Source organism: Bradyrhizobium diazoefficiens (assembly GCF_016616885.1).
Classification (GTDB): Bacteria; Pseudomonadota; Alphaproteobacteria; order Rhizobiales; family Xanthobacteraceae; genus Bradyrhizobium; species Bradyrhizobium diazoefficiens_F.
On sequence record NZ_CP067102.1, the window covers coordinates 6,387,236 to 6,400,558 of the forward strand.

General features: G+C 63.8%; 13 protein-coding genes. 7 read left to right on the forward strand and 6 right to left on the reverse strand.

Annotated features, from left to right (window positions below; genetic code table 11):
* The first annotated feature begins 136 nt into the window (after positions 1–136).
* The gene (locus JJC00_RS29695) at positions 137–988 is read left to right on the forward strand and encodes an alpha/beta fold hydrolase (RefSeq protein ID WP_200469367.1); all 852 of its coding nucleotides are present in this window, start codon (positions 137–139) and stop codon (positions 986–988) included.
* Positions 989–1,096: 108 nt separating this feature from the next.
* Here the strand turns inward: JJC00_RS29695 and JJC00_RS29700 are convergent, their stop codons facing one another.
* Positions 1,097–1,813: a hypothetical protein gene (locus JJC00_RS29700; protein ID WP_200469368.1), complete on the reverse strand. Its 717-nt coding sequence runs from the start codon at positions 1,811–1,813 to the stop codon at positions 1,097–1,099.
* Positions 1,814–2,091: 278 nt separating this feature from the next.
* On the opposite strand from JJC00_RS29700, the gene JJC00_RS29705 reads away from it, so the two are divergent.
* Positions 2,092–3,015, forward strand: coding sequence for an ABC transporter ATP-binding protein (locus tag JJC00_RS29705; RefSeq protein ID WP_200469369.1), 924 nt, complete (start codon positions 2,092–2,094; stop codon positions 3,013–3,015).
* On the forward strand, positions 3,012–3,773 hold the full coding sequence (locus tag JJC00_RS29710; RefSeq protein ID WP_200469370.1) for an ABC transporter permease: 762 nt from the start codon (positions 3,012–3,014) through the stop codon (positions 3,771–3,773). The genes JJC00_RS29705 and JJC00_RS29710 overlap by 4 nt, the downstream gene beginning before the upstream one ends.
* Positions 3,774–3,814: 41 nt before the next feature.
* Here the strand turns inward: JJC00_RS29710 and JJC00_RS38375 are convergent, their stop codons facing one another.
* A complete protein-coding gene (locus JJC00_RS38375; RefSeq protein ID WP_246774299.1) occupies positions 3,815–4,138 on the reverse strand; it encodes a hypothetical protein in 324 nt (107 codons plus the stop codon).
* A gap of 306 nt (positions 4,139–4,444) precedes the next feature.
* On the opposite strand from JJC00_RS38375, the gene JJC00_RS29720 reads away from it, so the two are divergent.
* Positions 4,445–5,242: a L,D-transpeptidase gene (locus JJC00_RS29720; RefSeq protein WP_200469372.1), complete on the forward strand. Its 798-nt coding sequence runs from the start codon at positions 4,445–4,447 to the stop codon at positions 5,240–5,242.
* Positions 5,243–5,244: 2 nt separating this feature from the next.
* Here JJC00_RS29720 and JJC00_RS29725 read toward each other — a convergent pair whose 3' ends face one another.
* Complete coding sequence (locus tag JJC00_RS29725; RefSeq protein WP_200469373.1) at positions 5,245–6,501, reverse strand: hypothetical protein; 1,257 nt, start codon at positions 6,499–6,501, stop codon at positions 5,245–5,247.
* A 273-nt stretch (positions 6,502–6,774) separates the two neighbouring features.
* Here JJC00_RS29725 and JJC00_RS29730 point away from each other — a divergent pair, with 273 nt between their 5' ends.
* On the forward strand, positions 6,775–7,029 hold the full coding sequence (locus JJC00_RS29730; RefSeq protein WP_200469374.1) for an acyl carrier protein: 255 nt from the start codon (positions 6,775–6,777) through the stop codon (positions 7,027–7,029).
* A gap of 25 nt (positions 7,030–7,054) precedes the next feature.
* A complete protein-coding gene (locus tag JJC00_RS29735; RefSeq protein ID WP_200469375.1) occupies positions 7,055–8,755 on the forward strand; it encodes a fatty acyl-AMP ligase in 1,701 nt (566 codons plus the stop codon).
* Between the two features lie 6 nt (positions 8,756–8,761).
* On the opposite strand, the gene JJC00_RS29740 is transcribed toward JJC00_RS29735, so the two are convergent.
* The 3 genes from JJC00_RS29740 to JJC00_RS29750 are packed head-to-tail and all read right to left on the reverse strand — an operon-like array spanning position 8,762 to position 12,127.
* Entirely contained in the window at positions 8,762–9,709 is a 948-nt protein-coding gene (locus JJC00_RS29740) for a hypothetical protein (protein ID WP_246773970.1), read from the reverse strand.
* Between the two features lie 37 nt (positions 9,710–9,746).
* Positions 9,747–11,129, reverse strand: a complete 1,383-nt coding sequence (locus tag JJC00_RS29745) for an MBOAT family O-acyltransferase (protein ID WP_200469377.1) — start codon at positions 11,127–11,129, stop codon at positions 9,747–9,749.
* A 38-nt stretch (positions 11,130–11,167) separates the two neighbouring features.
* Positions 11,168–12,127: an acyl-CoA desaturase gene (locus JJC00_RS29750; RefSeq protein WP_246773971.1), complete on the reverse strand. Its 960-nt coding sequence runs from the start codon at positions 12,125–12,127 to the stop codon at positions 11,168–11,170.
* Between the two features lie 319 nt (positions 12,128–12,446).
* Here JJC00_RS29750 and JJC00_RS29755 point away from each other — a divergent pair, with 319 nt between their 5' ends.
* Positions 12,447–13,304 carry an alpha/beta fold hydrolase gene (locus tag JJC00_RS29755; RefSeq protein WP_200469378.1) on the forward strand — a complete coding sequence of 286 codons (858 nt, stop codon included), beginning with the start codon at positions 12,447–12,449 and terminating at the stop codon, positions 13,302–13,304.
* The last annotated feature ends 19 nt before the right edge of the window (positions 13,305–13,323 follow it).

Here is a 13,323-nt window from a genome sequence, read left to right on the forward strand (position 1 = left end):
GCACCCAGGTCGGAGACGGGCCTCATGTAACCTGTAAATTGGCTGTTGACAAGTTATCCAACTTCCACATAACCTTACTACAGCACATTAACAGGTTACTACGGAGATGACGATGGTACTAACTACGGAGACTGCCATGACCTCCATCAGATATCGCACCGCCGACGTCGACGGCTTCAAGGTGTTCTATCGCGAGGCCGGCCCTGCCGGCGCGCCGAAGCTGCTGCTGCTGCACGGCTTCCCGAGCGCCGGCCACATGTTCCGCGACCTCATCCCGCAGCTCGCCGACAAGTTTCATATCGTCGCACCGGATCTGCCCGGCTTCGGCCAGTCCGATATGCCTTCGCGCGAAGCCTTCCGTTACACCTTCGACAATGTCGCGCGCGTGATCGAGCGCTTCACCGAAGTGATCGGCTTCGACCGTTTCGCCGTCTACGTCTTCGACTACGGCGCGCCGACCGGCTTCCGGCTCGCGCTCAGCCATCCCGAGCGGATCACCGCCATCATCTCTCAGAACGGCAACGCCTATGAGGAAGGGCTGAGCGAGGACTGGGCTCCAGCGAGGGCCTATTGGGAAGATCCGTCACCGGCCAATCGCGAAGCGTTGCGAGCCATGCAGACGCCGGAGGCGACGCGCTGGCAATACACGTACGGCGTTCCTGATACGACGTTGGTGTCTCCGGACGGCCAGAACCTCGACAACTACTACCTGGCGCGCCCGGGCTCCGACGAGGTGCAGCTCGATCTGATCGGCGACTACAAGAGCAACGTGGCTCTTTATCCTGCCTTCCAGGAGTATTTCCGCAAGCACAAGCCACCTCTCCTCGCGGTCTGGGGCAAGAACGATCCGTTCTTCATTCCGCCCGGCGCAGAGGCGTACAAGCGCGACAATCCGAACGCCGTGGTGAAATTCCTCGACACCGGACATTTCGCGCTGGAAACGCATGCAAGGGAGATCGCGAATGCCGTCCGCGCCTTCCTCGCATAGCGAGACCGGGCCGATACGGCGTTGCGGCAGCGCGGACAAGACAATGCCGCCATCGACAATCAGATCGACGGCGGCACGATCCGATCAACATTTGCCGGCGTTAGGTCTTCAGTTCCTCGCCGGTGCCACAGCCGCCGCGGAGTGCGCAGCCCGCGGCGCGCCGGGTTGGGCGACCGGTCCAGCCGGACTGCGCGAGCGGGCGATCGCCGCATCGATCTCGGCGATGACGCGGCGCTGGATCGCCTCGTTCTTGTCGATGGTGATGTGGCCAACGCCGCTGCCGCGCACGTCGACATTGTCGAGCTTGCCGCGGAGGCCGTTCGCGGCCCGCACCGGCTCACCCGGACCGTCGCCGATATAGATGTTGATGTAGCGCTCGGCACCTGTCGACAGCTTGGTCTTGAACACGGAGTCGAGCCCGATCGCGAGCTTCACGGGCACGCCGAGTTGGTTCAGCTTGGCGATCATGTCGGGCAGCGCGGTCGCGCCCGAGGAATGGCCGACCAGAATGATGGTCTTGAGCCGGCCGGCCTTGTACTCGGTCGCGGCCTCATCGGCGAGCGAGGACCAGGACACGAAGTTCGCGACGGTCACCGGGATGCCCTGCGCCTGAAGGCGGGCGCCGATCGTGTCGAGCCCGAGCGAGAAGATGTTGAGCACGCCGCGGAGCAGATAGACATGCGTCGTCGCCGCGGCCTGGCTCGGCGCCGCCGTGGCGGTTGTCGGGTTCATGGCAACAGCTGACAGCAGAAGCAGGCAGACCGCCCACATGCGGAGAGCGGACAACTGGCTGGCGCCGGCGGTGTGACGGCCGTTCGGTCTCATCGATGTTTTCCCTGGGGACATACGCTTCGCGACTGGCCGGAATCGTAGCCACGGCCTGCTCGCAGACGCAACAAAGAGCCGCGTGAACGGCGATCTTAGCCGCAATCCGTGACCATCGGGCAACACTTGCCTGAAACCTGCCATTGAAGCGCCTGTTTTGAGACCATTTTTCTCCAGGCAATTGCGACCAGGCAAGGCCATTCCTATTTCAGGGCTTCGCTGCTCTCCGCCCGCCAGGGTGCGGGTTCCGGCGCCTCCCCCCACCACCACCGGCCCTCATGTCCTCCATCATTTCCGTCGCCAATTTGTCGAAGACCTATGGGTCCGGCTTCAAGGCGCTCAAGAACGTCAATCTCGACATCAAGCGCGGCGAGATATTTGCTCTGCTCGGCCCCAACGGCGCCGGCAAGACCACGCTGATCTCGATCATCTGCGGCATCGCCAACCCCAGCGAGGGCAAGGTCCTCGTCGGCGGCGAGAACATCCAGACCTCCTACCGCAAGGCGCGCTCGCTGATCGGGCTGGTGCCACAGGAATTGCACACCGACGCCTTCGAGAGCGTGTGGGCAACCGTGAGCTTCTCCCGTGGCCTGTTCGGCAAGCCGAAGAATCCCGCGCATATCGAGAAGGTGCTGAAGGACCTCTCGCTCTGGGACAAGAAGGACAACAAGATCATCACGCTCTCGGGCGGCATGAAGCGCCGCGTGATGATCGCGAAAGCGCTGTCGCACGAGCCGCAGATCCTGTTCCTGGACGAGCCGACCGCCGGCGTCGACGTCGAGCTGCGCAAGGGCATGTGGGAGGTGGTCCGCACGCTTCAGCAATCCGGCGTCACCATCATCCTCACCACGCATTACATCGAGGAAGCCGAGGAGATGGCCGATCGCATCGGCGTCATCAACAAGGGTGAGATCGTGCTGGTCGAGGACAAGGCCACCTTGATGCAGAAGCTCGGCAAGAAGCGACTGACGCTGCATTTGCAGGGCAAGGTCACTTCGCTGCCGGAGAGCCTCAGCCGTTACGAGCTCGACCTCTGCGACGGCGGCGCGACGCTGGTCTACGACTACGACACCAAGGGCGAGCGCACCGGCATCACCAGCCTGATCAGCGACCTCCGCTCCGCCGGCATCCGCTTCAACGATCTCGACACGACCCAATCGTCGCTCGAGGACATCTTCGTCGACCTCGTGAGGACGTCATGAATCACCGCGCCATTCGCGCCATTTATCTGTTCGAGATGGCGCGCACCTGGCGCACGCTGCTGCAAAGCATCGTGTCGCCGGTGGTTTCGACCTCGCTCTATTTCGTGGTGTTCGGCGCCGCGATCGGCTCGCGCATCAGCCAGGTCGAGGGTGTCAGCTACGGCACCTTCATCGTGCCGGGCCTGATCATGCTCTCGGTGCTGACGCAGAGCATCGCCAACGCCTCGTTCGGCATCTACTTCCCGAAGTTCACCGGCACGATCTACGAGATCCTGTCGGCGCCGATTTCATATTTCGAGATCGTGCTCGGCTATGTCGGCGCCGCCGCCACCAAGTCGATCATCCTCGGCCTGATCATTCTCGCCACTGCCGGCCTGTTCGTACCGCTGCATATCCATCACCCGGTCTGGATGCTGGCGTTCCTGGTGCTGACGGCGGTGACGTTCAGCCTGTTCGGCTTCATCATCGGCATCTGGGCCGATGGGTTCGAGAAGCTCCAGATGATTCCGATGCTGGTGGTCACGCCGCTGACCTTCCTCGGCGGCAGCTTCTATTCCATCGACATGCTGCCGCCCACCTGGCGCACGGTGGCGCTGCTCAACCCGGTCGTCTATCTGATCTCCGGCTTTCGCTGGAGCTTCTACGAGATCGCGGACGTCAGCGTGTCGGTCAGCATCGGCATGACGATGGCGTTTCTGGTGATCTGCCTTAGCGCGATCTGGTGGATTTTCCGGACCGGGTATCGGCTGAAGAATTGATCGTCATTCCAGGCGCGCTTCGCGCCCGGAATGACCGCCTGTTACCTGTAGCAACGGAAATGGTGGTACCCGTCATAATAGCCGCGACAGTGGCGGTGGCCGTGATAGGGAATCCCCAAAATGCCATCGACGGCGCCAACCGCGCCACCGACACCGGCGCCAACGACACCACCGACGGCGCCGCCCACGGGACCAGCAATGCGGTTACCCTCATAAGAACCTTCCTGGGCGCCACGGACGATGCCCTGGGCGTGGCTGGCTTGCGGCAAGCAAGCCAGAGCAAGAAGGACGGCCGCGCCCGCAAAGAGCAGGCGAACGGGTAGACCCGCCGGCAACTGCGCGGCGGCGATACGAGCCTTGTTCATCTTGAATCCCCGGGAGTAGACGGCGGCGACAGCCGCCAATTGATAGGCCGTATTCAACGCGCCAAGCGGCCAAATGGTTGCGCCTTTGTGACGAATTGTCGGCGTTGTGAACGCAGCTCCCGCTCGCGAAAATGTCAGCATTGCGAGGGCCGGCGCGGCACAAAGCGGCCTTGCTTACGCCCGGCATGACGTTAACGATGGGTGGCCAGCCCGCTGGAACGAAAGCCGGATTGCAGGCATAGTGCACGCCCCGGGGGACGGAGAGCCGCGGCGCCTGGCGCGAACAGGCCGGAGGCCAGAATTCAAATGCGTTCCTTTTTCATTGCGTTCACTTCCCTGATGCTTTTGAGCGCGGGCACCGCGCAGGCCAAGGTCGACATTACCGTCGACAAGGACAATCAGCAGATGACCGTCGTGGTCGACGGCGTCACGCGCTACCACTGGCCGGTGTCGACCGGCATCCCTTCGCGCGAGACGCCGAGCGGCGCCTTCCGCGCCTTCCGCATGGAAGAGGATCACTACTCCAAGGAATTCGACGACGCGCCGATGCCGCACTCGATCTTCTTCACCAAGATCGGGCACGCCATCCATGGCACCGACTGGGTCGGACGATTGGGCACGCCCGCCTCGCATGGCTGTGTGCGGCTGTCACGCCAGAACGCCTCGACGCTCTACGCGCTGGTGCAGGAGCAGGGCGTGCTCAACACCACGGTGACGCTCACCGGCTCGGCGCAGGTCGCGCTGGCCCGCAACCCGCGCGGCCGGACCAGCAATGCGGTGGCCCGCGCCCAGCAGCCGGCCGAGGAGCAGTATGCGACATCAGGCGATCCCGTGAATCTGACGCCGCCGGCGCAGCCCGCCCGCCGCTACATGCAACAGGATGACAACTACATCTATCCCGCGGACGGCAGCGATACCGGCGCACGTTACCCGGCGCCGCGCCCGATCACACGCCCCTATGGCGCGCAGGTCTACCAGCAACTACCGCAACCACAGCCGCAGCCGAGCTACGGCTACGACCCGGCGTACAGCCAGCAGGGCTATTACTACCAGCAGCAACAGCCACGGCAGTACTATCAGCCGCGCGGCTACTATCAGAACTGAGGCTATCTGAACGCGGCGTCGCCGCGTTCGACGATCTTCCGCGCAGCACCGACGAAGGCGCGGGCGACCGGCTCGAGGATATCGGGGCCGGTCGCGGTGAGATCGTCCGCAGGCGTGTGGAAGGTTTGATGGCGGCCGGCCATGCCAAGGAAATTGGCGTAGCCAGCCGCATGCACGTCGCGCAGCTCGCCGACCGCCTGCTTCTCCGCCACCAGACGTTTTGCCGCGACCGCGACAAAGGCCTCATCGGTCAGCGCGACGGCTGACTTGCTCAGCACGAGATAGCGCTCCTCCTCGGGCCGGTTGGTGCGTGCGCCTTCTGCGAAGGCGTAGCACGTGTTCGATGAGCCGAAGTGGATCCAGGCCAGCGTGTCCTTTGGCGCGCCGTCTTTCAAGAACAGCTCCATGCCGCCATGGCCGATCTCGTGACCTGCGGTCGCGATGAAGACGAAATGCGCCGGCCAATTCTCCGCCGCCGCCGTGCGCGCCAGTGCAAGAAAATTGGCGATGCCGGGACCGCGCTCGCAGACGCAGGTGTACCAGCCGGTCATCGGCGTGGAGACGACGATGGTCGGCCCGCGGCCGATGCCGGTCTCGGCGATGACGTTGCGGCCAGAGACGTTGCGATCGTAATGCCCAGCAACATCGAACGTCACCGGTGCGCCTGACGCCAGCGCACGCTCGAACGTCGCCCGCGTCTTGGCGCCGGCCACCATCACCGGCACCGGCCAGGGTGCGTCCTCCTGCGTAACCTTGTAGGCAAAGCGGTCGTCGGCGGGATTGCCGATCATCAACAGGATGGCGGCGGGTTTCCTGGCCGCGGCCTCGGCGATCGCCGCGCGATGCGCGGGACCGAGATAGGCGCCGCGATCGAACGGCAGATCGACCCAGAGAATTTTCCCGGTGACGTCGCCGTCGCGCGCGAGCGGTGCGGAGAGATGGAAGCTGGCCTTGTCCTCCGGCGGCCACCAGAATGGCGTCGCCTCCACCGCCGTGCCGGCCGTCTCCACGCTGGCCCGCTCCACGACATATTGCCGGCCAAGGACGACGGGCTGGAATTTGATGGCGAAGCCGGCAGCCGATAGCTCACTGGCGATCCAGTCAGCCGTAGCGCGATCGCCAGGCGAGCCAAAGCGGTGCAGGCCGAAGGAGGCGTAGCGCGCCACATCGGCATAGAGGCTCGCGCCCGACAACACATCCTTGGCCGCCGCCTGTCCAACCATCAGAGCCGCCATCGTTGCAATGAGGATGAGCCGCATGTGAATCGCTCCCGGGCTTTTTTGCAAACCAGTTTCGCCTCTTCGCGGCCGCCGTCAACCGCCCTCGCCGACCAGCACGAATCAGTAATCAGCGGCCTTGCCCGAGGCTGCCCCCTTCTAGACCGGAGGAAAATCGCGTCATCTGGGCATGAATTGAGCATCCGGCGACGCACGGGAGCAACAGTCCCCAACCTTCAACGCTGCGGCGCTTGGGCCAAATTGACAACCTTGAGGTCGCCCGTATTGTCGTTCCCATTGTTTTTGGGAAATGACATGACACGCGAGCAGATTTCGGATTTCTGCGTTACGGCGCTAGCCAATATCCTGAGAATCTCAAAGGACCGCGTCGATACCGGCACAAAATTCAGCCGCCTCGGCCTCGATTCGGCGATGCTCGTCTATCTCATGATGGAACTCGAGGAAAAACTGGACCTCGAACTGTCGACGGACGACTTCTACGACCACCCTACTGTTGATGCGCTGTCGCGATTTCTCGCCGACAAGCGCGCGATCCCCTCCGCCGCCTGAGGGCGGCTGAAGCCGGCGCATCCAGATGGATAACCTCCGCTCGCTCGTCGCGCTGCTGGCCCGGCGGGCAGCGGAGCAGGCCGATGATCGCGCCTATGTCTTCATCTCCGATCGCGGGACGGAGGAAGCAGCCCTCACCTTCCGTCAATTGCGTGAGACCGCAACCGCGCTCGCGGCGCGCCTGATCGCATCCGCGCAGCCCGGAGACCGCGCGATCCTGGTGTTTCCGCCGGGTATCGAGTTCATGGTGGCGTTCTTCGGCTGCCTGATGGCCGGTATCATCGCCGTACCGATGATGATGCCTCGGCGAAACAGCGCGCGCGATTCCAGCGCCGCGATCCTCGCCAATTGCACGCCGGCGCTCGCGCTGACCACTTCGACTTTCGCCCTGCGCGGTGATCTGCAGGCGCGCTTCGCGCAGGAGAATATCCGGTGGATCGAAGTCGACCTCACCGAAGCGGCCGGCGCGACGGTCGACTTGCAAGAGCCTGCGCCCGACGACATCGCGTTCCTGCAATACACCTCCGGCTCGACCTCCGAGCCGAAGGGCGTGATGGTGAGCCACGCCAATCTGCTCGCCAATCTCGAGATGATCCGGATCGCGCTCGGCAACACCAGGCAATCGACCTATGTCAACTGGGTGCCGCTCTATCATGACATGGGGCTGATCCTGAACGCGCTGCAGGCGCTCTATGTCGGCGCGACCTGCGTGCTGATGGCGCCGAACGCGTTCATGCAGCGGCCACTCGGCTGGCTGCGCGCGATCTCGCATTATCGGGCGGAGGTCGCCTGCGGGCCCAATTTCGGCTTCGACCTCTGCGTCAGCCGCTACCGCGTCGATCAGATGGACGGCGTGGACCTGTCGTCGCTCCGGATCGCGCTCAACGGCGCGGAGCCGGTGCGCGCCGATACCATCGCGCACTTCATCGAAACATTTGCGCCGCACGGCTTCGATCCGCGCGCGATCTATCCCGCCTATGGCATGGCGGAAGCCACGCTCCTGATTTCCGGAGGGACACGCGGCGGTGGCCACGTCATGCGCAGCGTCAGCCGCGCCGCACTTCAGGCCCATGCGGCCGAGGCGCCGGCGGATCCCGGCGACGCGCAGCTCGTGGTCGGTTGCGGCTGCGCGCTGACCGGCGAGCAGATCGCCATCGTGAATCCAGAGAGCCGCCAGCGGCTTGCCGCAGACGGTGTCGGCGAAATCTGGGTCAGCGGCGCCAATGTCGCCCGCGCCTATTGGCGCAACGATGCGGCGACGCGCGAAGAGCTCAATGCGAAGATTGCGGGCGAGGATGGCCGGTGGCTGCGCACCGGCGACCTCGGCTTCCTCGATCACACAGGCGAATTGTTCGTCACCGGCCGGATCAAGGATCTCATCATCATCCGTGGTATCAACCACTATCCCCAGGACATCGAGCGCACAGTGCAGTCGCAAGACAGCGCCTTGCGCGAGAACTGCGGTGCGGCCTTTTCGGTGCCGGACGAACATGGCGAGGAGGATCTTGTCATCGTCCAGGAGGTCGAACGCACCGCGCGCCACTCGATCGATACCGGCGAGATCAAGGGCCAGATCCGCGAGGCTATCGCCGAGAGCCACGAGCTCTCCGCGCGACATATCGCGCTGATCCGTCCCGGCGCGCTGCCAAAAACCACCAGCGGCAAGATCCAACGCAAGCTCGCGCGCAGGCTCTGGCTCGACGGTGGGTTTGAGGAAGTCGGCTGAGCCGGCTCAGAAATCGATCTGCGCGCTCTCGCCATCGCGCAGGCTCGCGATAATGCCTTGCTCGATCCGGCGTGCGAGTTTCGGGCGATAGTGGATGAAATCCGCAAAGTTGTCGCGGTCGCGGGTCAGCTCGTTGCCGACACGATAGCTGATGAAATTGCTGCGCGGACGCCCCGCGATGACGGTTTTCAACGCGGCGTCGCAAGCGCCGCGCTCCAGCGCCACATCCGTGCCGGGCTCCGGCACGGTGGCCGCGAAAGTCGGCGGCACGATGATGACGATGGGCACGTCGGCCGGCAGCTTCCTGACGATCTCGACCAGCGCAGCGATCTCGGGAAATGTCCCCCGCGTCTCTGCGGATGCAGCCGGCGCAGGATCCCTGGGCCAGCCAAGCTGCTTGAATTGGCCGGGCGGCCAGATGTCCTCATAGCTGACAAAGCCGTCCGGATTCATCCGCGGCCGCCAGCCAAGCCCGATGCTGAGCCGCTGAAAGGCCTGCTCGATCGCCTGCCAGGAGATCAGCCGCACCGCGTACGTGACGACGCTTCTGTCATAGAGCCAATAGGGGAACGAAGCGCCCTCCTCCTTCGGCCGCGCATGCACGCACCAGCCGGGATCAGCCGCGAGCACCAGCGCACGGATCTGCTTGTGATTGCGCAGGAAGAAGTCGAGCACCGCGAGCTGCTCGCGCGGAGCCGAGCCGGTGGTGTAGAGCTGCACGAAGTGCAGGCCCGTGGCGCGAGACAATTCCGCCGGCTCGATCATCTGCGCCGTCGAGTTGCCGAGGATGGCGGCGTTGAAATTCGGGTCTCGGGCGCGGCTCGCGGCCGTGATCTGGGTGAGGCGATTGTCGACGCCGTCGATGCTGAGCAGACCGAGCTTGCCGCTGTCATAGGGATCGACGATCACCATCAGGGCCAGCACCAGCACGGCCGCACCGATCAGCGTGCCCATGCAGGCTGTGATGCACCTCCCCCAGCCGGGATCGGTCTCAGAACTTGAAGTAGACGAATTCATGGAGATCCCGACCACCCATGTGGAGCAGCAAAGCGAAAAGGCAAATCCCGAGCAAGCCCGCAAGGAAAGGACTCGGGCGGCGCGTGAAGAACGCGACGATGTCCTGGCTCGCCGGCAACAGGAAGGCGAACAACGGCGCCACGATCAGCGGCCAAAGGTGCTGCCCGCGCGCGAGCGGCAATGGCTGGACGAGCCCGGCGAAGACATGCCAGGCAGCTTCGACCGAGCCGGCGCGAAAGATCACGCCGGTTGCCAGCACGAACAGCACGGTCAGCGCCCAGCCGAGCCATGACGGGAAGTGCGGGCCATAGCGCCGCCACAACGAACAAGCGACCTGCGCAAGACCGTGCAACACCCCCCACAACACAAAAGCCCAGCTCGCCCCATGCCACAAGCCGCACAGCGCCATGGTGATCAGCATTGCGCCGAAGAACTGCACCGGCAACCAGCGCCGCGGCAGAAGGCGCAGATTGACCAGCGGATAGAAGACATAATCGCGCAGGAACAGCATCAGCGTGATGTGCCAGCGCTGCCAGAAATCCTGGATGTTGGTCGAGCGCAGCGGCGCATTGAAATTGTAGGGCAGCTGCACGCCGAACAGCAGGCCAAGGCCGATCGCGATGTCGGAATAGCCGGAGAAGTCGAACAGGATCTGAAACGAGAAGCAGAAGGCGAGCCAGCTGTCGCCGCTTGCAAGCGGCCCAGCCGCCGCCTGCGTGTAGATCGGATCGAGCAGGTGCGCGATGCTGTCGGCGATCACGACCTTCTGGAACAGGCCGAGCGCGATGAAGCAAATCGCGATGCAGAATTGACGCTGCCAGCCCGGCGCATAGACCTGCCTGCCGAACTGATGCATCACCTCCGACCAGCGCGCCAGCGGGCCTGCGATCGCCTGCGGGAAGAAGGCGATGTAGAGCGCATAGCGATCGAGCGCGTAGAGCGGCGCCTTGCCGCGTTTCAGATCAACCAGATACATGATGTGGTGGAAGGTGAAGAAGGAGATGCCGAGCGGCAACCCGATGTCGAGCGTCGGCAGCGTGGTACCCAGCACATGCCCGAGATTGCCGAGGATGAAGTTGGCGTATTTGAACAGCGCCAGCACGCCGATATCGAGCGCGATGACGAGCGTCACCACCGCCTTCCATTTCGCCCGCCCATAGGCGACCGAGGCGAGCCAGTTGATGGCGATCGAGGCGATCACGAGCAGGATGAAGGACGGACTTCCCCAGGCGTAGAAGGCCAGCGACAGTGCCACCTGCACGCCGATGCGCAAGCGCGGATAGGGATCGACCAGGCGGTAGGTCAGCAGCGCCGCCGGAAGGAACACCAGGAGGAAAGGATAGTCGTTGAACAGCATCGGTTCAGCGCTGCGCCGTCATCGCCGGCCGCCGTTCCCTAACCCGTTTCCAGATCAGGCGCCGCATCGCCCGGCTGGCGTAGCATGCGCCGCGCGATCTTCTCCTCGCTTGGCACCTTGACGTCCCAGGCGAGCCCGAGCGCCTCCAGCGCTCGGATGAAGATGAAGCCGGGATCGAACTCGAACCAGCGCAGGCCGAAGGCCGCCGAATATGGGAAGGCGTGGTGGTTGTTGTGCCAGCCCTCGCCCCAGGCGAGCCAGGCCATCAGGCCGAGATTGCGGCTGTTGTCGTCACGGGTGACGAAGGGCTGCGCGCCAAAAGTGTGCATGATGGAGTTGATGGCGGACATGGTCTGCTCGACCACGAACATGCGCACCACACCGCCCCACAGCAGGCCCGTCAACGCGCCCCACAGGCTCATCGTGGCCAAACCGCCGATGGCCGCCGGCAGCAACAGGCCGAGCGCGACCCAGCTGTAGTAGTAGCTGTTGACGGCGACCAGGGTGCGGCTGGCCATCAGATCCGGCACATAAAGGGCGACGTTGGGATAGTCGTGCGCGATCATCCAGGTCAAATGCGCGTGCAGGAAGCCGCGCAGCCGACCGAGCATGCCGTCGCCATGCAGACGCGGCGAATGCAGATCGCCATCGTGGTCGGACAGTTCGTGGTGCCGCCGGTGCATGGCGGCCCAGGACAGCATCGGGCCGCGCCCGGCCATCGAGCCCATCGCGATCAGGATCGCGCTCATCGCGGTCGAGGTGGCAAAGGCGCGATGGGTGAACAGGCGGTGATAGCCGACGGTCAGCCCAAGCCCGGTGATCAGCCAGAAGCCGAAGAACAGGCTGAGCTCAACGATGCCGATCGGACGGTAGAACAGCAGGCCCAGCGCAATCAGCGTGCCGACGAAGGGCAAAACGTCGAAAATGATGAAATGTCGCCGCTGCATCTTGTGAAAATGCCGGCTGCGAATGATGCGGTGATCGCGTTTCTGTTGCACGGGCTGGGATTCCACGGCGGCTATCAGTACATACCCGCCAGACGAGCGCAACCCAAGCTAATCGCCTGGAGTTTCAACAGGTCTTGCCCCAGCTGCCGCAACAGAACCGAAAACGGCCAGTCCCCTCACTTTTGCGAGAGAATCCGGGCCGTTGGTCGCCCCGGCAAGCCCGGTCATCCGGCTGTAAAAAGCCCGCAATAGGGTCCGCCCATTCATTGAGCATGGGCGTCCGGCGGGAGGTTTGCGCTGAGCCCGGCATCGAGACCGGCTGCGCATCGGGTCCCGCCCATGCGATTGAACCCCGGATGCGGAGACTGTCATGAAGCGAGGCATTGCTGTTTTCGCCTCAGCCGCAGCGCTGATCGGCTTCTTCTATTTCGTTGCCGGCAAATGGGCGATCCACCACAGCACCCTGGCGTTCGCCGACATTCTGCGCGGCGACCGCGACGTGACCGTTGAGGTCTCCGTGCGCCGCGACCGTGAGATGGAATCACTGGCGGAAATGATCGACCTTCCGGTCGTGATCCTCAGCCACGGAAACACGGTCAAGCACACCGAGTATTCGTTCCTCACCAACACGTTCGCGGCCCGTGGCTATCTCGTCGTCAGCATCCAGCACGATCTGTCGACCGACGATCCCATGGTGACGAAGACCGGCGAGGAATATGTCGGCCGCCGCTCGCAGTACAATCGCGGTATCGCCAACATTCTGTTCACGATCGAGCAGCTCAAGAAGGACTATCCGAACGCGGATTACCGACATTTGACCCTGGTGGGACATTCCAACGGCGGCGACATCTCGATGTATTTCGCAAAACTGCATCCGGATCTGGTGAAGAAGGTCGTCACGCTCGACAATCTGCGCGTGCCCTTCGTCACCGACGGCAAGGTCAAGATCCTGTCCTTCCGCTCGAAGGATCCGCAGTTCAAGCCAGATCCCGGCGTCGTCCCCGACGACGAGACCTGTGCCAAGGCCGGCATCCAGGTGGTCAGGACCGAGTTCCAGCACAACGATCTCAGCGACCGCGGCTCGGATCAGGTCAAAGGATTCATCGAGGACGCAGTGCACGACTTCCTCAACGACCTCGGCGAGGACGACAGCCCGTTCAACATGCCGCGCCTGTCAAAGCCGCATCCCACCATCGACCAACTTGCGGCCGCCGTGCCCGACCGCTGAGCGCGGGATCTCCGGCGCA